Genomic DNA, 20,970 nt, shown 5'->3' with positions numbered 1-20,970 from the left:
CGTACAACACAAATCGCGAAGCCGACTCGCCGGTTTTCTGTTGTCCCCGCGTCCTGCGCGGGGTCTCCGTTCCGACAGCCGGACTCTGCGCGGAGGAACAGACCCACATGACCGAGAACCATCGGAGCGGACCCGACCCCGGGGTGGTGACCGCCGCCCGCGCGGGGGACAGAGCGGCTCTGGAGTACCTGGTGACCGCGTGCCTGCCGCTGGTCTACAACATCGTCGGCCGGGCCCTGAACGGTCATGCCGATGTCGACGACGTCGTACAGGAGACGCTGTTGCGCATGGTGCGGGGACTGGAGAAGCTGCGGGACCCGTCCGCGTTCCGGTCGTGGCTCGTCGCCATCACGATCCGGCAGGTGCGCAACCGGGAGCAGTCGCGGGCCACGGACCGGGACCGCCGGGCGCGCCTGGACGACGCGGAGACGATCACCGACCCGGCGCTCGACTTCGCCGGGCTGACCATCCTGCGGCTGGGCCTGACCGAGCAGCGCCGGGAGGTCGCGGAGGCGACGCGCTGGCTCGACCCGGACGACCAGGAGCTGCTGTCGCTGTGGTGGCTGGAGGAGACCGGCGACCTGGAGCGTGCCGAACTCGCCGGTGCGCTGGGGCTGTCCGACCGGCATGCGGCGGTGCGGGTGCAGCGGATGAAGAAGCAGATGGAGGTCTCGCGGGGGGTCGTGCGCGGGCTGGCGGCCGACCCGCGCTGCGCCGAGCTGGACGGGATCGCCGCGCCGTGGGACGGCACGCCGAGTCCGCTGTGGCGCAAGCGGTTCGGGCGTCACATACGCGGCTGCGGGGTGTGCGCGGGCCTGGAGCGGGGGCTGCTGCCGATGGACCGGCTGCTGAGCGGCCTGCCGCTGGTGGCCGTACCGGCCGGCCTCGACCCGGCCCGGGTGCTGGCCCACGTCACCGGGCCTCACGTCACCGGGCCTCACGTCACCGGGCCCCATGCCACCGCACCCCATGTCACCGCATCCCATGTCACCGCGCCCCATGCGACCGGTGCCGCCGATTCCGGTGGTGGGGGCCGTCCGCGGGGTCGGCACGGGCGTGCGGGCCGTCGGACGGGCAGGCGGGCCAGCCGCCGACTCGTGGGCAGGCAGGCGGTGGTGGGCGGTTCGGCGGCGGTCGCGGTCGTCGCGGCGGTCGCACTGGTCGCGGCCCGGATGACGGGGGGCCCGTCCGCCCCGGCCGCGGACACGGCCCCGCCGACGCCGGTGGCCGTCGCGTCCCCGAGCCAGAGCCAGAGCCCGACGCACTCCGCCTCCCCTTCGCCCTCCCCCAGCCGCAGCGCGTCCCCGAAACCGCCGGCCGAGCCGGCCCCGTCGAAGCACACCGCGGCTGAGGTGCGGGTGGCCTCCGGCGCGAAGAAGGGCGTCGGGGTCTGGACGTTCAACGGCGTGAGCCAGGCGCTCGCGGCGAGCGGGGCGACCTGGTACTACACCTGGAACACCCAGCACCAGGGCGTGACGACCCCGTCCTCGGCCTCCTTCGTGCCGATGATCTGGGGCTCCGCGTCCGTCACCGACACCGCACTGGCGCAGGCGCGGGCGGCGGGGCCGTACCTCCTGGGCTTCAACGAACCGGACATGGCGCAGCAGTCGAACATGACGGTCGATCAGGCGCTGGCGCTGTGGCCGAAGCTGATGGCGGCCGGCAAGGTGCTGGGCAGCCCGGCGGTGGCGTACGGCGGGGACACGGCCGGCGGCTGGCTGGACCGGTTCATGTCCGGGGCGAAGGCGAAGGGGTACCGGGTCGACTTCATCACGCTGCACTGGTACGGCGGCGACTTCCGCACCCCGCAGGCCGTGCAGCAGCTGACCTCGTACCTGTCGGCGGTGTACGCGCGCTACCACAAGCCGATCTGGCTCACCGAGTACGCGCTGATCGACTTCTCGCAGGGGACCCGGTTCCCGTCCGCGCAGCAGCAGGCGGACTTCGTCACGGCGTCCACGAAGGCGCTCGACGCGCTGCCGTACGTGCAGCGGTACGCGTGGTTCGGGCTCGGCGCGGACCCGGCGAAGCCGAGCAGCGGGCTGTTCACGAGCGGTACGGCGGCCACGGCGGCGGGCCGGGCCTTCCAGGCGGCGCGCTGAGCGGAGGGGGCCGGTGCCGGCGACGGCCGTACCGGCCCCCTCCGGGTCATGGGCTGACGCCCCAGGTGATGCGGTATCCGCACTCTCCGGAGCAGGTGAGCACGCTGGTGGCGTCGTCGTTGACGTAGGAGTAGGCGAAGGGCTCGGCCGCTTTGAAGACCTTGGCCGAGTCGACCGGCCAGGAGGACGGGACGCACTGGGGGCGGGCCGCGTAGGCGCCGGTGCAGCAGGTCTGGTCGGTGTGGAAGACCAGGCAGGCGCTGAGGCAGGCGACGACGTGGCCGTCGCGGACGCGCTGGAGCTCGGCGGGGCAGGTGGCGTTGGCGTCCCGGGTGCAGCCGGCGGCCGAGCAGCCGTCGGCGTCGATCCTGTCCTTCGACGTGCCGCCGTAACTGTTGATCCACATCGGCAGGTTGGTGCCCTCGACCAGGCTGACGTCGTAGAAGTCCATGCCGTTCCAGGCGTTCAGGTTGAACTCGGCGAGGGTGGAGGGGAATTCGCCCCAGGTGGCGCCGCACTGGAAGTGGCCGCAGCCGCCGGTCAGGCAGTCGCCGTCGCCCGCCGCGTCGAAGGAGCAGCCGGTGCGGGCCCAGAGGCGGACGTCCCAGTGGTCGGGGACGGTGAAGCTGAGGCTGGCGCCGGGGCGCAGGACCCAGCCGGTGGCCTCGACCGGGTGCTTGGGGTCGGCGGCGATGGCCGGCCAGATGGTCTGGTCGAGCCGGTTGACGAGGGTGACGGTGCGTTTGCCGGAGCCCGGGGCGGCGGTTGTCGGCCGCTTCGCGGTACGGGAGGGCGAGGTGGCGATGGTCGTGAGGGAGGAGCCGACGTGCGGGGTCGTCGAGGCCGGTCCGGACGGTGACGGCTTCCCGGAAGGGCTGGCGAGGGGGGTGGCGGCGGCCGTCGTACGGGGTGGGGCCGCAGGTTCGGCGGCTGTGGTCCGCCGGTCCGCGGCAGGGCCCGACTGCATACGGGCCAGCACCACGCCGGTCACCAGGGCGAGGCAGGTGAGGACGACGGCGGCGGTGGCGGCGGGGCCGGAGTACCGGCGGGGTCTGCGGCGGCGGTGGTGCTGCATGTCACGGGGCTCCTGTCCGTTCCCACGGGTGTGGGCTGTCGTAGGGGAGACCTGGACGGGGGTGGTGGGACAACGGAAATGCAAGGGGTGGCTGGTGGGTGCGGTGTGGCTGCGGGTTCGCCGTGGCTGGTCGCGCGGTTCCTCCCCCAGCCTTCGGCCGGGGGTACCCCCAGCGCCCCTGACAGGGCGTGAGCAGTGAGCGTGGGGAATAGGTGGCGGCGGGGTCTCGTTCTGCGGGTATAGTTGAATCGTAAACAACCTGGAGGGTGAGCGAGCATGCAGTTCGGGATCTTCACGGTCGGCGACGTCACGCCGGACCCCACCACGGGGCGGACGCCGAGCGAGCGGGAGCGCATCAAGGCGATGGTCGCGATCGCGCTGAAGGCCGAGGAGGTCGGTCTGGACGTGTTCGCGACGGGTGAGCACCACAACCCGCCGTTCGTGCCGTCGTCGCCGACCACGATGCTCGGTTACGTCGCCGCGCAGACGGAGAAGCTGATCCTCTCCACCTCCACCACCCTCATCACCACCAACGACCCGGTGAAGATCGCCGAGGACTTCGCGATGCTCCAGCACCTGGCCGACGGCCGGGTGGACCTGATGATGGGCCGCGGCAACACCGGGCCGGTCTACCCCTGGTTCGGGCAGGACATCCGCGAGGGCATCAACCTCGCCATCGAGAACTACGCCCTGCTGCGCCGGCTGTGGCGCGAGGACGTCGTCGACTGGGAGGGCAAGTTCCGCACCCCGCTGCAGGGCTTCACCTCCACCCCGCGGCCGATGGACGGCGTACCGCCGTTCGTCTGGCACGGTTCGATCCGCTCGCCCGAGATAGCGGAGCAGGCCGCCTACTACGGTGACGGCTTCTTCCACAACAACATCTTCTGGCCGGCCGACCACACCAAGCGGATGGTCGAGTTCTACCGGAAGCGGTTCGCGCACTACGGGCACGGCACCCCCGAGCAGGCGATCGTCGGGCTCGGCGGCCAGGTGTTCATGCGGAAGAACTCGCAGGACGCGGTGCGCGAGTTCCGGCCGTACTTCGACAACGCCCCGGTCTACGGGCACGGGCCGTCCCTGGAGGACTTCACCGAGCAGACCCCGCTGACGGTCGGCTCGCCGCAGCAGGTGATCGAGAGGACGCTGGGCTTCCGCGAGTACGCGGGCGACTACCAGCGCCAGCTGTTCCTGATGGACCACGCGGGGCTGCCGCTGAAGACGGTCCTGGAGCAGCTCGACATGCTCGGCGAGGAGGTCGTGCCGGTGCTGCGCAAGGAGTTCGCGAAGGGCCGTCCGGCGGACGTCCCGGAGGCGCCGACGCACGCGTCGCTGCGGGCCGCCGCGGCGGCGGAGAAGAAGGCCGACGAGGCTGCGGACGGTTCCGCCGCCAAGGCATCGGACAAGAAGGAGGCCGGGGTATGAAGCTCGTCGTCGTGTCGGCGGGGCTGAGCGTGCCGTCGTCCACGCGGCTGCTGGCGGACCGGCTGGCCGCGGCCGTGGGCCGGCAGGCCGAGGCCCCGGTCGAGGTCGAGGTGGTCGAGCTGCGCGACCTCGCGGTCGAGATCGCGCACAACTTCACCAACGGGTTCCCGGGGCGGAAGCTGGCGGCCGCGCAGGAGGCGGTGACCGGGGCGGACGGCGTGATCGCCGTGACGCCGGTGTTCACGGCGTCGTACAGCGGGCTGTTCAAGTCGTTCTTCGACGTGCTGGACAAGGACGCGCTGGCGGGAAAGCCGGTGCTGATCGCGGCGACCGGCGGTACGGCCCGGCACTCGCTGGTGCTGGAGCACGCGCTGCGGCCGATGTTCGCGTACCTGCGGGCGGTGGTCGTGCCGACGGCGGTGTACGCGGCGTCGGAGGACTGGGGCGCGGAGGGTCTGGAGAGCCGCGTCGAGCGGGCGGCGGGGGAGCTGGCGGGGCTGATGCAGGGGCTGCGCCGGAGCGTGCCCGAGCAGCCCGGGGAGCTGCCGGTCGTGCCGTTCGCGGAGCAACTGGCGAGGCTGACCGCGAGCTGAGGCGGGCCGGCGGTGGGGACGCTCAAGGTGAGAGACACGGCTGGGCAGCGCCCCGTAAGGGGCGCTGGGGGTACCCCGGCCGACGGCTGGGGGAGGAACTGCGCGACCGCCCCCACTGGCCCGCAGCCCGGCGTGCATCCGCAACCGCCCCTGGCGCCTCGGCGCCCTCGGCCCTCCTGCCCCTCGCCCATGCCCCCGCCCAGCGCCCGGTTGCGTCTGTGACGGTGAGAGGCAGGTAAAAAGGGTGATCGTAGGCCCGCTCACCACGGCAGAACCGCCGGAGGCCTTGGCAGACTGGGGAGGTGCCCCAGACTGTGCTGCTCGCCGAAGACGACCGCGCCATCCGCCACGCCCTGGAGCGGGCCCTCACCCTGGAGGGTTATGAGGTGACGGCGGTCGCGGACGGTGTGGAGGCCCTGGCACACGCCCACCGCACCAACCCCGACGTCCTCGTCCTGGACGTGATGATGCCCGGCATCGACGGCCTCCAGGTCTGCCGCGTGCTGCGGGCGGAGGGGGACCGTACGCCGATCCTCATGCTGACCGCGCTCGTGGAGACCGCCGACCGGATCGCGGGACTGGACGCCGGCGCCGACGACTACGTCGTCAAGCCCTTCGACGTCGAAGAGGTCTTCGCCCGGTTGCGGGCGCTGCTGCGCCGGACCTCACCCGTGACCACCGGCGGCAGCAGCAGCGGTGGCGGTGGCGGTGGCGGTGTCGCCGCCGAGCCCGGCCGGGAGCCCCAGATCTCCGACCGGCAGATCGAGGCGGCCGGCCTGCGGATGGACCTCCAGGCCCGCCGGGCCTGGCGCGGCAGGCGCGAGCTGGAGCTGACCCGCACCGAGTTCGAACTCCTCGAGCTGCTCGCGCGCAACGCGGGCATCGTCCTCGACCACTCCACGATCTACGACCGCATCTGGGGCTACGACTTCGGCCCCGGTTCCAAGAACCTCGCCGTCTACGTCGGCTACCTGCGCCGCAAGCTCGACGAGCCGGGCGCCCCGCAGCTGATCCACACGGTCCGGGGCGTGGGATACGTGCTGCGGGAGGACTGAGTGGGCCCTCTCCAGCGGCTGGAGCGGCTCACGCGGGTGCTGGCCCGGCGCCGACCGGGCCTCGTCTCCCTGCGGACCACCTTCGTCGTCTCCTTCGCGGCGGTCACGGCCGTCGTCACGGTCGTCGTCGGCATCCTGTCGTACAACGCCGCCGCCCGGCTGGTCCGCGTCGACCAGCAGTCGGTGTTCACGCAGGTCGTCTCCGACGTCCAGGACGAGGTCAAGCAGCACAGGATGGTGCCGGAGGACTTCTCCTCCTCCCAGCCCGGCCATGATCTGGTCCGGCCCGCCCGCACCGACGTCCAGGTGCTCGGCGCGCGGGGCGAGATCGTCGACCGCGGCAGCCCGGTGCTGCCCGTCACCGCCGCGGACCGGGCGGCCGCCACCGCCGCGGAGGCCGGGAAGACGGTCCAGCACAAGGACGTCCAGGCCGGCGAGGACCTGTTCCGGATCGCCACGGTCGCGCTCGGCGGCGGGCGGGGCGCGGTGCAGGTGGCACAGGAGTTCAGCGACACCGAGGACCTGCTCAACGCGCTCCAGCAGCGGACGCTGCTGCTGATGGCGGCCGTGGTGGTGGCCGCCGGGCTGTTCGGCTGGTGGCTGGCGAGGCGGATCACCCGCCGGCTGGTGATCCTGACGTCGGCGGCGGAGGACGTGGCCCGGACCCGGCAGCTCGGCATCCAGGTCCCGGTGACCGGACTGGACGAGGTGGGCCGGCTGGGCCGCGCCTTCGACCGCATGCTCGGCCGCCTCGCCCAGTCGGAGGAGGACCAGCGGCGCCTGGTCCAGGACGCGGGCCACGAACTGCGCACCCCCCTGACCTCGCTCCGTACGAACATCTCCCTGCTCCGCCGGATCGACGAACTGCCGCCCGCCAGCCGCGACGAGCTCGTCGCCGACCTCGGCCAGGAGGCGCGCGAGCTGACCGACCTGGTCAACGAGCTGGTCGACCTCGCCGCCGGGCAGTCCGACACCGAGCCCCCGCAGCACGTGGACCTGGCCGACATCGCGGAGGACGTGGCGGGGCTGGCCCGGCGCCGCACCGGACGCGAGGTCGTCCTGCGCGCGGCCGGCGACACCACGACCTACGGCAGGCCGGGGATGCTCCAGCGGGCCGTCTCCAACCTCGTCGAGAACGCGGCCAAGTTCGACCGCGACGGCAAGGCCCCCATCGAGATCAGCGTGACCGGCCCCGCCCGGCCGGGCACGGTCCGCGTCGAGGTCCTGGACCGCGGCCCCGGTATCGCCGAGGGCGACCTGATCCGCATCTTCGACCGCTTCTACCGCGCCGCCGACGCCCGCTCCCTGCCCGGCTCCGGCCTCGGCCTCTCCATCGTCCGCGAGGTCGCCATGGCCCACGGCGGCGCCCCGTTCGCCTTCCGCAGGGAGGGCGGCGGCGCGGTGATCGGGTTCACGGTGGGCGGAGGGATCGTGGCCGGCGGGCTGCCGCGCACGTGAACCACATGCCGTGAGCTGCCGCCCGGCCCTCCGCGCTGTCCGTCAGCCGATCAGCGGTCACGAGCCGTTTCCACCCGCCTGAAGCGGTCTTCGGCGGGCGCGACAACGGCCGTACGCGGCGCGCTGGAGGTGGTCAAGGGGAACGCCTTCCCCGCCCGCTCGATCGACCGGAATGCGGCGAGGGCGGTTTCCTTCATGCGTCGGCGAAGCTCGTAGCCCACTCATGGCCGCTCGCGGACCCAGTGCACACGCTGGAGTCTCCCGTGCCCGTCACGACCCCCAAGGCACCGTGAGGAACCCCTCCGCCCGCGCGCTCGCCAGGCCGATCCTCGGGATGTCGCTGGACTTCGCGAAGAGGATGTAGCGGGGCTCCCACACCGGGCGGTACTTCGCGTTCGCGCGGTACAGGGACTCGATCTGCCACCAGCGGGAGAAGAAGGTCAGGGTCGCGTGCCACAGGCGCAGGACCGGGCCCGCGCCGAGGCGGGAGCCGCGTTCGAAGACCGAGCGGAACATCGCGAAGTTGAGGGAGACCCGTTCGACCTTCAGCTCGGCGGCGCGGAGGAGGAGTTCGACGACCATGAACTCCATCAGGCCGTTCTCGGAGTTGCGGTCGCGGCGCATCAGGTCCAGGGAGAGGCCCTGCTCGCCCCAGGGGACGAAGCTGAGGAGGGCGCGGGGGGTGTCGTCCGCGTCCCGGCACTCCAGCATCACGCAGCGGCCGTCCGCCGGGTCGCCGAGGCGGCCCAGGGCCATGGAGAAGCCGCGTTCGGTGGCGCCGTCGCGCCAGCTGTCGGCCCGTTCGATCAGGGTCGCCATCTCGTCGGCCGGGATGTCCTCGTGGCGGCGGATGCGGACCGTGTAACCGGCGCGGCGGACCCGGTTGTGGGCCTGGCGGACGACGCGCATCGCACGGCCCTCCAGGGAGAAGTCGGCGATGTCGACGATGGCCTCGTCGCCGAGTTCCAGGGCGTCCAGGCCGTGCCGGGCGTAGACGGTGCCCGCCTCCTCGCTGGCGCCCATGACGGCCGGCGTCCAGGCGTGCTGCCGCGCCTCTGTCAGCCACGCGTCGATCGCGCCCGGCCAGGCCTCCGGGTCGCCGATCGGGTCGCCGGAGGCGAGGCTGACGCCGCCGACGACGCGGTAGGTGACCGCCGACTTGCCGGTGGGGGAGAAGATCGCCATCTTGTCGCGGCGCAGGGCGAAGTAGCCGAGGGAGTCGCGGGCGCCGTGCTTGTCCAGCAGGCAGCGCAGCCGCGTCTCGTCCTCGGGGCTGAGCAGGCGGCGGCCGCGCGGGGAGCGGAAGCCGGCGTAGAGGACCAGGCAGAAGGCTGCCGCGAGGAGGAGGTTGATGATGATGTCGGCCCAGCGGGGCGCGTGGACCGCGGTGACGTGGTCGGCGAGCGGGCCGACGCTGACACCCCTCAGGAGGGTGTAGGCGATCTCGTCGGGGAGGGTGGCGCCGGGGAGCTTGTTCGTGGCGTGGACGAGGAGGGTGCCCAGGCCGCCGGTCACCAGGACGCCGCCCACGCCCACCGCCAGCGCCGTCTTCGGGTTCGACGGGTCGCCGACGGCGATGAACTCCCGGCGGCTGATCAGCAGCGCGGCCACGAAGAGGCCGGTGACGGCGGCGGAGACCCAGTTGAAGGCGTGGGCACGGTACTCGTGCTGGGTGAGGGCGAGGACGTAGAGGGCGAAGAGCGGGGCGGACAGCAGCAGATTGACCACCCAGGCCGCGCGCTTGCGGCGGCGCATCACCAGCACGAAGAAGATGGCGAGGGCGGCCGAGACCAGGCCCGCCGTGGCCAGGTACGGGGTGAAGAACTGGCCGGAGTGGTGCGCGTGCTGCCGGTGCAGGTGCAGGGTGATGCGGCCGTTGTTGTGCTCGTCGACCTCCTGGCGGAAGGGGAGCGACATCACCGCCACTATGTTCAGCACGGCGATCACGCGCAGGTACCAGACGGTGAAGTCGGCGGCCCGTCTGCGCAGGGCGCCGCCCGGGGCGCCGCTGGGGGCGCGCAGGGCGGCGGAGACGCCGGACGGGATCAGGGTCGACAGCTGTGCGGGCATGGGGACCGGTCACCTTGGGGACGGGGAGCGGGTTGACGGAGGGTTGACCCTACAGTCTGTAGGGTAACGGTGGGAGACGCGGGAGCGGTCCACCGTCGTACGGAATACGGTGTGAAAGGGCGTCCTGCTCTTACGGACGTGCGGGAGCCTGCGCCCGTTCCCGCTCCGCCCGCCGCCGGGCCGCCAGCATCCACGCCAGGTTGCCGATCGCCGCCCCGGCCGCCACCGCCGCCACGATCACCCCGCCCGTCGCCAGCCCGTCGCTGAACAGGTGCGGGCGCCGGTCGAGGGCCTGCAGGCCGAAGCCGGAGAGCTCGTAGACGCCCACGGCCGCGACCAGCAGGCTCGCCACCAGCACCGCCACCGTGGGGGCGAGGCTGCGCCGCGCCTCCTGTGTGTCCGTGCCCTGCATGAGTACCCCCGTGAGCTGACGAGCCGCCGTGGCCGATGGGGCCGATGGGGAACCTACAATACGTAGGGTCTGGATAGCCTCAGGACGTGCGTATTTACATCAGCGTGGACATGGAAGGCATCACCGGGCTCGTCGACCGGGACGATGTGCAGCCGGGCGGGCGGGACTACGAGCGGGGCCGGTCGATGATGGCCGAGGACGTGAACGCGGCGATCCGCGGGGCGGTGGCCGCCGGGGCGACCGAGGTGCTGGTGAACGACGCCCACGGGCCGATGCGGAACCTGCTCCCCGAACATCTGCACCCCGCCGCCCGCCTGGTCCGCGGCAAGCCGAAGAAGATGATGATGCTGGAGGGGCTCACCGCGGAGCACGACGCGGCGGTGTGTGTCGGATACCACTCCCGGGCCGGTGCCCTCGGTGTGCTGAGTCACAGCTTCATGGGCCACGAGATCGAGGACATCTGGCTGGACGGGAGGCCCGCCGGCGAGATCGGGCTCGCGCACGCCACCGCCGCGGCTCTCGGCGTTCCGGTCGTGGCCCTCACGGGTGACGACGCGGCGTGCGCCGAGATGACGGCCTGGGAGGAATCGGTGGTCGCCGTGCCCGTGAAGTACGCCCGGGACCGGTTCGCCGCGGAGCTGCGCCCGGCGGAGGAAGCCCGCCGGGCGATCGAGGAGGGGGTGCTCGCGGCCCTGACGCCCGTGCCGAAGCGGCCCGCCGCCCCCGAGGGCGAGTCGGTCCTCGCCGTGCGCTGGCAGTCCGCCTCCGTCCCCGCCGTCCTCCTCGGCATCCCCGGGGTGACGGCCCTGGACAGCCGTACCGTGCAGGCCCGCGGTCCGCTGCCCGCCCTCTACCGCCAGTTCGGCGTCTGGATGCGGGTCGCCTCCTCGCTCACCAACCAGCCGCCGTACTGCTGACCTCCCACGGCGGGCTCAGCCGAACCGGCCGGCCACGTAGTCGGCCGTGCGCTGGTCCTGCGGGGAGTTGAAGACGGCCTCGGTGTCGCCGTGCTCGACGATGCCGCCCGGCGTGCCCTGCTCCGCCAGGAAGAACGCGCACTGCTGGGAGACACGCGCCGCCTGCTGCATGTTGTGGGTGACGATGACGATCGTCACCTGGCCGGCCAGGTCCTGGATGGTCTCCTCGACGCGGCGGGTGGAGGTGGGGTCCAGGGCCGAGCACGGCTCGTCCATGAGGAGGACCCTGGGCCGGACCGCGAGGGCCCGCGCGATGCACAGGCGCTGCTGCTGGCCGCCGGAGAGGGCGCCGCCGGGCTGGCGGAGCCGGTCGCGGACCTCCTTCCACAGGCCGGCGCGGGTCAGGGACTCCTCGACCAGGACGTCCTTCTCCCGGCGGGTCACCTTCGTGCCGGTCAGCTTCAGGCCCGCCACCACGTTGTCGTAGATCGACATCGCCGGGAACGGGTTCGGCTTCTGGAAGACCATGCCGATCCTGCGGCGGGCGTCGGTCAGCCGCCAGGACGGGTCGTAGATGTCCTCGCCCTCGAAGAGCACCTCGCCGCCGAACTGCGCCGACGGGATCAGCTCGTGCATCCGGTTGAGGGTGCGCAGGAACGTCGACTTGCCGCAGCCGGACGGGCCGATCAGCGCGGTCACCTCGCCCGCGGGCATGGTCAGCGACACCTGGCTGAGCACCTGGTGGGAGCCGAACCAGGCGGAGACCGCACGGGCCTCGAGCGTGGCGGGCGCGGGTCCTTCCACCACGGCGGTGGCGGTGGCGGTGGGGAGTACGGCGGTGTCGGTCATCTCGGCAGTCACGGCTGTCTCGGTCGTCTCGGTCGTCTCGAACGCTTGAGTTGCTTCGGTCACTTCGGTTGCTTCAGTCACTTCACTCACCTCGGTCACAGCAGGTTCGGCAGCAGTTCGGTGGTCCGCGTCGCGACCTGGAGGCCGAGCACCGCGACGACCGGGGCGAAGACGATCCACGTCTGGTGGCGGCCCCAGCGGTGCCAGGTCCAGACGGCGGCCACGGCGGTGAGGAGCAGCGCCTGCAGCCACATCACCAGCGGCCACGGCACCCCGGAGGGGCGGGCCAGCGGTTCCTCGGAGCTCGGCAGGGTGCCGGCCCGGATCACGGCCGACGGGGTCTGGAACGGCGTGGAGACCATGTCGGCGTCGACGCGCAGGATCCCGGAGGGCATGTACTTCGGGCCGGTGGCGGTGATGAGGACGATCCGGCTCTTGCCCGGGGCCAGCGCCGTCGGCGCCGGGTCGCCGGCCCGCCGTACGTCGATGACCTGGAACTTCGCCTTGCCCTGGCCGGTGGTGACGGAGAACGTGTCACCCGTGGCGAGCTGGGAGAGCCTGCCGAACGGGCCGCCGTACGCCGCCGCCCGGCCCATCAGCACGCTGGTGCCGGCCTGGCCGGGCATCGGGGTGTCCCGGCGGTGACCGGGGCCGTCGGTCATGACGGCGGAGTCGGTGCCCTCCAGGACGACCAGGCTCAGGCCCAGCTTGGGGACCTCGACGATCGCGACCGGCGTGCCGGGTGCCAGCAGCTTGCCGTCCTGCCCGGTCTGCGCCACCGGGGCGGTGCCGAGGGCGAGTTGCTCGCGCAGCTGGTCGAAGTCGGCGTGCTGGGCGGAGTGTTCCTGGGCGCCGCTGAACACCAGCAGCTGGGCGGTGATGCCGAGCAGCAGGGCGGCGAGGCTGAGCAGTCCGCCCCGCGAGAGGTGGCGGACGAAGGTGAGGCTGCGGACGGGCCTGCGGGGCACGGCCGGAGCCAGGGTTTTCGGTGTCGGTACGGCGACGGTCATGGCGGCCCGCCTCCTTCGGGGGAATAGGTGAGGGGCCGCCGGGAGCCGTCGAGGCTCCCGGCGGGCCCGTCAGAGGGTCACTTGCTGGTGATGGTGAAGTTGGCGCCGGCCTTCGAGTTCACGGTCGAGGAACCGACGTAGAAGGCGTGCAGGGTGTGCTTGCCCTTGGCCAGCTTCGGCAGGGTGACGGTGACCTTGCCGCCGCTCAGGGTGCCGGTCGCGATGACCTTGGAGCCCTGGTAGATGCGGACGGTGCCGGTCGGGGTGGTGCCGGACGCGGTGACCTTGACGGCGACCTTGGCCTTGGCGGTGTGGCTCACCGAGGTCGGGGCGGAGGTGGAGACCGACGCCGTGGCCTTGGTGATCTTCAGGGAGACGGTCGTCGAGGACGCGTTCAGGCTGGAGCTGCCCGCGTAGGAGACCGACAGGGAGTGCGTGGCGACCTTGAGGTGGTTCGACAGACCGATGGTGACCTTGCCGGACGCGTCGAGGGTGCCGGTGCCGACGACGGTGGTGCCGTCCTTGACGGTGACCTTGCCGGTCGGCTTCACGCCGTGCGAGCCGGTGACGGTGACGGCGACCTTGGGGACCTTGCCGTAGGGGGTGGTGGCGGTGGTGGCGGCCGTCTTGCTGGTGTACTTGACCGCGCCGGTCCAGGTGGCCGCGGCACCGGTGCCGTTCACGTTGTTGGCGGTGACCGTGGCGGTGTAGGTGCCGGTGGCCAGGCTGGCGAAGGAGGCCGACGTGGTGGTGGTCGCGACGTCCTTCGTGGCGACGACGCCGCCGTCCGCGTCGGTCAGCGTGATCCGGTAGTCGGTCACCGGCATGGCCGGGACGGTGCTGCTCGGGGTCCAGCTGAGCTTGAGGCTCGCGTCACCGACCGTGGACTTCAGGGTGGGCGCGTTCGGCACCGAGTGGTCGAAGGTGCTGGACTCCTCCAGGCCGCCGAGCTTGGCGTGCTTGGCGACGGAGATGGAGCCGTTGTAGGACTCGTTGACGAAGCCGAACTTGGCGATGACCGACTCGGCGGCGTCCGACGCCAGCTGCGCCGTGTGGCTGCCGCTGGTGACGAAGACGTCGTACAGGTCCTTGTCGTAGAAGATGCTGGTCGGGTCGATCGCCCGGCTCGGCACGACGTTGTAGACGTCACGGCCGAACGTCGCGTTCTCGTAGTAGGCGTTGACCGGGGCCAGCTTGCCGTTCACCGTGGTGACCGGGCTGGTGGCGCCGTCGTCGCCGGGCAGCTGCACGGAGGCCAGGTGGCCGCCGGCCGCGGCCGCCGTCTTGCTGTAGTCGGGGGAGACGCCGTTGTTCTGGGCGATCCAGGAACCGACCGAGAACGGGACGAGCGCGCCGTCCTCGGTGAGGGCCGCGTTGGCCTGGTTCTCCTGGACGACGCCGATGCTCGCGGGCACGTCGCTGTCGGCCACGCCGATCGCGTTCAGGAAGAACTTGCGGGTGCCGGAGCCGCCCTGCGGGATCTTCGGGTGCACGGTCTGCCCGTTCACCACGGTCAGGTGGCCGATGTAGATGTCGTGCAGCTGCTGCACGGTCAGGGTGTCCAGGCCCGACCCCTTGACCGCGACGCCGACCGCGTCACGCGCCATCGGGATGTAGGTGAGCGCGGAGCCGGAGGCGGACGGACCGCCGGAGGAGCGGGCGAAGTCGACCTGGCCCTTGACCGAGGCGCCGGAGGCGTCCAGGTCACCGGTGAGCGACTCGCTCAGGGCGGTGCGGCCGGCGCCGGACCCGTTCGGGCGCAGGAAGGTAGTGCCGCCGGTGCGGGTGGTGATCTTCGTGCCGGTGGCGCCGGTGCCGGGCTGGATCGCGTCGTACGACGCGATGCCCGCGCCGTTCGTCGACTTCACGGCGGTGGCGGAGTAGCTGGTGTTGTTGACGGTGTCGCCGGCCAGGGCGTTGAGCACGTCCTGGGTGGTGTCCGAGCCCACGCCGACCAGCTGGCGGAAGGTGCCGGAGTCCGGGTCGGCGACCGCCGGGCTGGCGAGGGCGATGCCGCCGGCCACCACGGCAGCGGCGACGAGCGCCGCCGAAGAGCGCAGATTGCGCATCGTGAGTCTCCTGAGAAGAGCGAGCTGGGGTGTTGCTGAGGGATCTGGCAGGGTGGTACGGGCCGTCCGCCCCGACTGCCTTTCGGGGCGGGCGGCCGTCTGTGGGGAGCACATGGGCTCCGGGGGGCTTTCGAACGCCCCTGGATGTGGCGCCCTTTCAGGGGCGCGGAGCTGTATCTGACGTGCGGCTGCCGCCGCGTGGGCGAGACCAGCCACGACGCACCCGCAGCCGGCGTACTGCCGCCGTCACGGAAGCTGTCGACAGCCGACGTCCCCCCGCGAAGGGCGCCCCGGCCCCGGCAACCGCACCGAGCACGGCCCCCGCCGGAACGGCATAACGCAGAGGATTGGCCGGATCGGCGGGTGTGTTGCCGGCCGCGGTGGTCTGCAGTGACTTGCCACCGTCGAACGACGCCGACGCACTCGGCGACGTGCTGCCACCGGCGCCGCCGGAGGCGTCCGTGCCGCCGACGGTGCCGGTGCCCCCGGCGGAGCCGGGTGCGCCGCCCCCGCTCGTGTCGGTGCCACCGCCGTCGGCCGAGCCGCCGTCGCCCGCAGAGCTCGGGCCGGTGTAGGCGAGCAGTGCGTCGGCCGCCTTGACGGTCTGGGCACGCAGCTTCTCGGAGAGCGGGGCGTACCCGTCGGGCAGCTTGCCGGGATCGGCGCCCGGCGTCTGGCCGGTGGCGACGGCATACCGCAGCAGGGCCGCGTAGTCCTGGCGGGCCGTCTTGCTCACCTTGCCGGGCCGGACCGCCGCGTAGACCAGCTCGGCCAGCGGGTAGGCGCCCTTCGCCGTGGCGTTCGCCGGGGTGATCTCGGCGACGCCGGAGCCGGTGGCGGCCGCGGCGGCCGCGGTCAGGCCGGCCGTGGTCGGGGCCACGTACGTGCCCGCGGAGTTCTTCAGTTCGGCCGTCTGGAGGCCGTAGCGGGCGGCCGAGGCGGCGTCCGTGATGGTGATGACGAAGCGCGAACCGACGATCTGCGGGCCGGCGGTCTTGTACGTGGGAGGGGTGGCCAGCGGGTCCCAGGTGGACTTCCACAGCACGTCGGTACGGCGGGCGTGCAGGGCGCCGGCGTGCATGTCCTCCACATAGGGGTGGAAGTCGATCATGCACTGCTTGTTGGTGTCCGGTGCGTCCGAGCCGGGCGGGACCGTGCACCACGGGTCGCTCTTCGGGTAGTCGTCGGTGTTGGACGGGTCGAAGGCGATGTGCAGCGGGTTCAGATCCGCGTTGGTGCTGTAGTACGGGTTGACCCGCATGCCGTCGTCGTCGGGGACACCGGCGAGGAACTGCCGGGCGTCCTTGTCGGCGTAGATCCACTGCCAGATCGCGCGGGCGGTGTCGGAGTGGCCGAGCGAGGTCAGCAGGTCGGTGTCGGTGGCCGGGGTCTCGGCGACCGACAGGTACGCGAACTCCGGGTTCAGCGCCAGGAACTCCGGGTCCGTGGCGAGCCCGGACGGGTTCTTCCGGGCCCAGCCGTATCCCTTCGCCGCCGTGCCGCTGATGACCGAACCCCAGGTGGAGCTGCGGTACGACTCGGTGAGCAGCTTGGCCACCAGGCGGGGGTTCAGCTTGATGGACTCGACCTTGGTGCCGTCGAGTTTCGCCTCGGACGCCGGCGCGTCGGACGAGGCTCTGCGTTCGATGGTGAACCCGATGACGGCTCCGGAGAGTGCGACCGGCGCGTACGTCGTCGTACCCGGGGGCGCCGGCGCGGCCGGATCTGCTCCCAGTTTCCGGGTGGTGAACGCGAGCCCGGAGGAACCGTCCGCGATCAACCGGGACCGGCTGTCCGGCTCGCCGAACTCGGTGTAGCTGAACACCTTGCCGACCGAGCAGAGCCGGGTCTGCCAGCTGGTCATCGCGTCGGCGGCCAGCTCGCTGCCGTAGGTGGGGCGTTCGTCGGCGCCGAGGGCGCAGTTGTCGCCGACGCTGTTGAAGTCCAGCTTGACCGCAATCCGGTTCTGCCAGTTGGTGGAGGAGACCGGGGAACCCGCGTTGACCTGGCTCTTGTCCGCGTACGGCTTGCCGTCCAGGTCCAGGTGGCCCTGCGGGACGATCACCAGCCAGCAGGACCGGGGCTTGGTCACACCGTCGGTGGTGACGGGGATGCCACAGCCCAGGTGGGGTGCCTCGTTGGCGGTCTGGACCTCGAAGAACTCCTTGCCGGTGCCGTCGGCGCCGGTCCGGGCGAAGTCGATCTCGTTGGTGGTGTTGTAGCTGTAGAACTGGTTGTTCTGGGTGTTCGTCGTGATCGTGGTGCCATCGACCGACTTGAAGGGGACCTCGCCGCCGGCGTTCGGGTTGGCGGCGCCGTACCGGTTGTCCTGACCGTAGTTGGTCGGGTCGGCGTTGTAGAAGACCTGCCGGGTGTCGTCCTGGCCGTTGCCCGGCCAGGTGGAGCGGCCGGTGGTCGGGGAGGCACCGTACTGGCACTGGGTGCGCGCCGGGCCGGGGTTGGACGGGACCGTGCCGTCGTCGTCGCCCCAGCACTGCATGATCTGCACGAAGTCGGTGTTGAACGACGTGCCCGCGAAGGTGGTCGGGGTACCGCCGGTCCAGCTGACCGTGACGGCCTGGCTGGTGAGGTTCTTGGTCTGGGAGACCGTGAACTTCATGTCCTTGAACTCGCCGCGTCCGGAGACGGTCACGGCGGAGTCGGTGGCCGCGGCGGCCGTGGGGGCGGTCTGGGCGACCGCGAGCCCGGCGAGGGCCCCGACCGTGGCGCCGGCGAGCAGGCGTATCAGCGCGTTGCGTACACGGGTGCGTCTCATCGCGAACTCCCGTCCTCGGAGCGGCCGTTGCTGTTTCCGTTGCCGTCGGCCCTGCTGCCGACCAGGCGGGAGATCACCGAGGGCAGTAGGAGCAGACCGAAGACCAGGACCGCGGCCAGCAGCATCAGCGTCTGGGTGCCGGTCCAGCCGTGTGCGGTGGCCACGGCTACGGGCTGGGCCAGGGCCACCGTGCCGTCGGCGCCCGCGCCGGTGCCGCCGGAGGCCGAACCGGTGGTGCCGCCGGGGGAGATGGTCTGACCGGTGTCGGGATCGACGGAGGGCTGGCCGCTGTTGCCGCCGGCCGAGCCGGAGCCGCCACCGGTGGAGCCGCCGGCGGTGCCGGTGCCGGTGGCGCCGGTCGAGCCGCCGGAGGAACCGCCGCTGCCGCTGCCGGAGCCGGTGGTCGCGCCGCCGGTGCCGGTGGTGCAGGGGGCCGCACCCTTCTTGTCACAGGCGGCCGGGTAGGGCGCGGTCTGCGCGAGCCTGTTCTGTCCGGTGGTGGTGAAGGTCGGGTTGTTGCAGTTCTTGATGTTGATGTTCTGTGCGTGCACGCCCGGGATCCGGCGGATCTGGTCGAAGCCGGCCTGGACGAGGTTGATCGGGAGCGGCGAGTAGCCGAGGCCCGGCGCCTGTTGCTGGCCCTGGCACATGAAGTAGTACGAGAACGCGCCGAGCGTCTTGCCCTTGTCCTCGGTGAAGGTGCCCTGCACCTTCAGCGGCAGGATCATGTACGAGTAGCTGGACAGCGGGTAGTTGCGCTTGTCGGAGTCGTTGTAGACGCCGTCGAGCTGCTGGGTGAGGTAGTCCGCCGAGCTCTTGTCGGTGTTGATCCTCGCCTTGAGGAGGGAGACCGCCACGTTCTGCGGGGTCGGCTCGGTGTAGTAGCCCGCGTGATTCAGGACCTTGGCGACCGGGTAGTGCGCGTTGCGCGCGTACGAGTAGTTGACGTACCCGATCGCGCCCTCGCCGTAGTTCTGGGCGACGTAGCCGGCGACACCGAGGTCACCGGACTGGGCGATCATGCCGGAGACGGTGGGGTAGTACGACGTCTGCCCGCAGGATCCCGCGCGGCCGACCTTGGCGCAGTAGGCGTTCCACAGGGCCCGGTGCTGGTTCACCATCCACATCGTGAACTGGGCGGTGGAGCCGGAGCCGTCGGAGCGGACGACGGGGACGATGGTGCGGTGCGGGAGCTGCAACCCCGGGTTGTCGGCCTTGATGACCGGGTCGTCCCAGGTCTTGACGACCCCGGTGAAGATCTTGGTGACCACGTCGCCGGAGAGGCGGAGGTTGGTGACCCTCTTGCCGTTGACCGTGAGGTGGTACATGAACACCGTGCCGCCGGCCACGATCGGCATGTAGGCGTACGAACCCTTCGCGGGGCGTTCGGCCGCGCTGCCGTCGGTGGGGTGCGTCTGGAACGGGATGTCGGAGACGGCGAAGTCGACGGTGCCGGAGAGGAACTGGCGACGGCCGTCCGACGAACCGCCACCGGCGTAGCTGATGCGCATGCCGTTCTTGTTGACGTCGCGCCGCCACTGGTCGATGGCGTTCTCGGCCCAGGTGGAGCCGGCGCCGGCGATGGGGGTGTAGCTGTCGGCGACGGCCGGGGTGCCGGCGAGGGTGCCGAGGATGCCTACGAGTGCGGCCAGGATGCCCAGCCGTCTCAGGGCGTTGATGACAAGGCTGGACATCAGTGCGCGTCTCCTGTAGCGGGGTCTGTGTTCCCACCCGCACCACCCGTGCGAGTTTCGTTGTCAGGTGCGGGCCCCTGCGGGGGGCCTTCGCCGTCGGCGGCTGCGGGTGCGTTGTCTTCGGGGGACTGTCCGCCGTTTTCGGCTGCGGGTGCGTCGTGGCCGGTCGCGCCGTTCCCCGCGCCCCCGGGTTCGTTGCTCTCGCCGGAGTCGTCACGGTCACCGGTCTCGAACAGCTCCAGCCCCGGTGTGTGGAGGTCGGCGAACCTCGTCACGTCCCGGCGGGAGGCGCGGGCCGCCCGCCTCGCCTGGCGCTTGTTCTGGTGGCCGGGGCCGCGGCCGCCGATCACGCGGGCGATGACGAAGAGGATCAGGACGAGGGCCATCAGGACCGCCGCCGCGCCGAAGCCGCGCGCGATCATCGTGGGCTCGGGGGACTTGACGAAGTTGAAGACGGCCAGCGGGAGGGAGACCATCGGGCCGTTCGTCGGGTCGGTGTTGAGTGCCGCCGTGAAGCCCGCCGTGAGCAGGACCGGGGAGGTCTCGCCGATGCCGCGGGCGGTGCCGAGGATGACGGCGGTGGCGAGGCCGGAGCGGGCCGTCGGCAGGACCACGTGCCAGACCGTCCGCCAGCGCGGGGCGCCGAGTGCCTCGGACGCCTCCGTGAGGGTGCCGGGGACCAGGCGCAGCACGACGTCCGCCGCACGGATCACGATCGGCAGCATCATCACGCTGATCGCGAAGCCCGCCGCCAGACCCGACTTCTGCATGCCGAGGTTGAGGATCCAGACGGCGTAGACCATCAGGCCGGCCACGATGGACGGCAGCGCGGTCATCGCCTCGACGATCGTGCGGACGAACCGGGAGAAGCGGCCGGGTATCTGGTTCAGGTACACCGCGCAGGCCAGGCCCAGCGGCACCGTGATCGCCAGTGCGATGGTGATCATCTCGAGCGTGCCGAGCATGGCGTGCGCGATGCCGCCGTCGGTCAGCGGGTCGAGCGGACCCGCCGCCTGCATGTCCTGGGTGAAGAAGTTGGCGTGCGGCAGGGCCTCCCGGCCGCGCCACGCGGTGAAGCCCACGACCATGGTGAGCGCGGCGAACATCAGGCCGCCCGCCGACCACAGGACGACGGTCATCACCCGGTCCCGTACGGCCTGCCCGTCCTCCTCAAGGCCTGTCAACACCGCGTAGATACCTAGGAATGACAGGTAGGCGGTGACGAAGAACCCCAAGGCGCCGGAGAACGGAGCGAGTTCGCCGAAGAGCAGGACGGCGACGCACAGCCCGGAGGCGGCGGCGCCGAACACCGACAGCACACCGGAGCGGGTGACCCCGCCGATCCGGCGCGGCACGTCGGGGACCGTGACGGGGTCCGCGGCGAGGGAGGTCCTCGCGGCAGGGCTCACGGGGGCGTCCTGCGGGGCGTCCCGGGGAGTGTCCTTCTCAAGGTCTACGACGGTCATCG

General features: G+C 71.8%; 15 protein-coding genes. 6 read left to right on the top strand and 9 right to left on the bottom strand.

From position 1 onward, the window contains the following. The first annotated feature begins 107 nt into the window (after positions 1-107). On the top strand, positions 108-2,102 hold the full coding sequence (locus ACZ63F_RS17630) for a sigma-70 family RNA polymerase sigma factor (RefSeq protein WP_469711972.1): 1,995 nt from the start codon (positions 108-110) through the stop codon (positions 2,100-2,102). 46 nt (positions 2,103-2,148) lie between these two features. Here the strand turns inward: ACZ63F_RS17630 and ACZ63F_RS17625 are convergent, their stop codons facing one another. Continuing rightward, positions 2,149-3,177, bottom strand: coding sequence for a thaumatin family protein (locus tag ACZ63F_RS17625; protein ID WP_469711971.1), 1,029 nt, complete (start codon positions 3,175-3,177; stop codon positions 2,149-2,151). 276 nt (positions 3,178-3,453) lie between these two features. On the opposite strand from ACZ63F_RS17625, the gene ACZ63F_RS17620 reads away from it, so the two are divergent. From ACZ63F_RS17620 to ACZ63F_RS17605, 4 genes are all read left to right on the top strand, one after another. Continuing rightward, positions 3,454-4,599, top strand: a complete 1,146-nt coding sequence (locus tag ACZ63F_RS17620) for an LLM class flavin-dependent oxidoreductase (RefSeq protein ID WP_352354062.1) — start codon at positions 3,454-3,456, stop codon at positions 4,597-4,599. Further along, positions 4,596-5,192 carry an FMN reductase gene (locus tag ACZ63F_RS17615; protein WP_469711969.1) on the top strand — a complete coding sequence of 199 codons (597 nt, stop codon included), beginning with the start codon at positions 4,596-4,598 and terminating at the stop codon, positions 5,190-5,192. Before ACZ63F_RS17620 ends, ACZ63F_RS17615 begins: the two co-directional genes overlap by 4 nt. Positions 5,193-5,494: 302 nt before the next feature. After that, positions 5,495-6,247, top strand: coding sequence for a response regulator transcription factor (locus ACZ63F_RS17610; RefSeq protein ID WP_469711967.1), 753 nt, complete (start codon positions 5,495-5,497; stop codon positions 6,245-6,247). Then, positions 6,248-7,705, top strand: a complete 1,458-nt coding sequence (locus tag ACZ63F_RS17605; protein ID WP_469711965.1) for a sensor histidine kinase — start codon at positions 6,248-6,250, stop codon at positions 7,703-7,705. It abuts the gene before it with no gap. 270 nt (positions 7,706-7,975) lie between these two features. Here ACZ63F_RS17605 and ACZ63F_RS17600 read toward each other — a convergent pair whose 3' ends face one another. Next, positions 7,976-9,775: a phosphatidylglycerol lysyltransferase domain-containing protein gene (locus ACZ63F_RS17600; RefSeq protein ID WP_469711964.1), complete on the bottom strand. Its 1,800-nt coding sequence runs from the start codon at positions 9,773-9,775 to the stop codon at positions 7,976-7,978. 130 nt (positions 9,776-9,905) lie between these two features. Next, positions 9,906-10,187 (bottom strand): hypothetical protein, encoded by a 282-nt coding sequence (locus tag ACZ63F_RS17595; protein ID WP_352354072.1) that lies wholly within the window; start codon positions 10,185-10,187, stop codon positions 9,906-9,908. Between the two features lie 86 nt (positions 10,188-10,273). Here ACZ63F_RS17595 and ACZ63F_RS17590 point away from each other — a divergent pair, with 86 nt between their 5' ends. After that, entirely contained in the window at positions 10,274-11,104 is an 831-nt protein-coding gene (locus ACZ63F_RS17590; RefSeq protein ID WP_352090150.1) for a M55 family metallopeptidase, read from the top strand. A 15-nt stretch (positions 11,105-11,119) separates the two neighbouring features. On the opposite strand, the gene pstB is transcribed toward ACZ63F_RS17590, so the two are convergent. From pstB to pstA, 6 genes are all read right to left on the bottom strand, one after another. Further along, positions 11,120-11,953: a phosphate ABC transporter ATP-binding protein PstB gene (gene pstB, locus ACZ63F_RS17585; protein WP_469712061.1), complete on the bottom strand. Its 834-nt coding sequence runs from the start codon at positions 11,951-11,953 to the stop codon at positions 11,120-11,122. Between the two features lie 95 nt (positions 11,954-12,048). Continuing rightward, entirely contained in the window at positions 12,049-12,963 is a 915-nt protein-coding gene (locus ACZ63F_RS17580; protein ID WP_469711962.1) for a sortase, read from the bottom strand. Between the two features lie 77 nt (positions 12,964-13,040). Further along, positions 13,041-15,032: an Ig-like domain repeat protein gene (locus tag ACZ63F_RS17575; protein WP_469711960.1), complete on the bottom strand. Its 1,992-nt coding sequence runs from the start codon at positions 15,030-15,032 to the stop codon at positions 13,041-13,043. Positions 15,033-15,189: 157 nt separating this feature from the next. Continuing rightward, the gene (locus ACZ63F_RS17570; protein WP_469711958.1) at positions 15,190-17,808 is read right to left on the bottom strand and encodes a hypothetical protein; all 2,619 of its coding nucleotides are present in this window, start codon (positions 17,806-17,808) and stop codon (positions 15,190-15,192) included. Then, complete coding sequence (gene pstS / locus ACZ63F_RS17565; RefSeq protein WP_469711956.1) at positions 17,805-19,502, bottom strand: phosphate ABC transporter substrate-binding protein PstS; 1,698 nt, start codon at positions 19,500-19,502, stop codon at positions 17,805-17,807. The genes ACZ63F_RS17570 and pstS overlap by 4 nt, the downstream gene beginning before the upstream one ends. After that, positions 19,502-20,968 (bottom strand): phosphate ABC transporter permease PstA, encoded by a 1,467-nt coding sequence (pstA, locus tag ACZ63F_RS17560; protein ID WP_469711955.1) that lies wholly within the window; start codon positions 20,966-20,968, stop codon positions 19,502-19,504. The genes pstS and pstA overlap by 1 nt, the downstream gene beginning before the upstream one ends. Between the last annotated feature and the right edge of the window lie 2 nt (positions 20,969-20,970).

It is taken from the genome of Streptomyces sp. NPDC104761 (assembly GCF_055583445.1).
The sequence above is the reverse complement of the archived record's forward strand: the minus strand, read 5'-3'. Positions and strand labels throughout refer to the sequence as shown.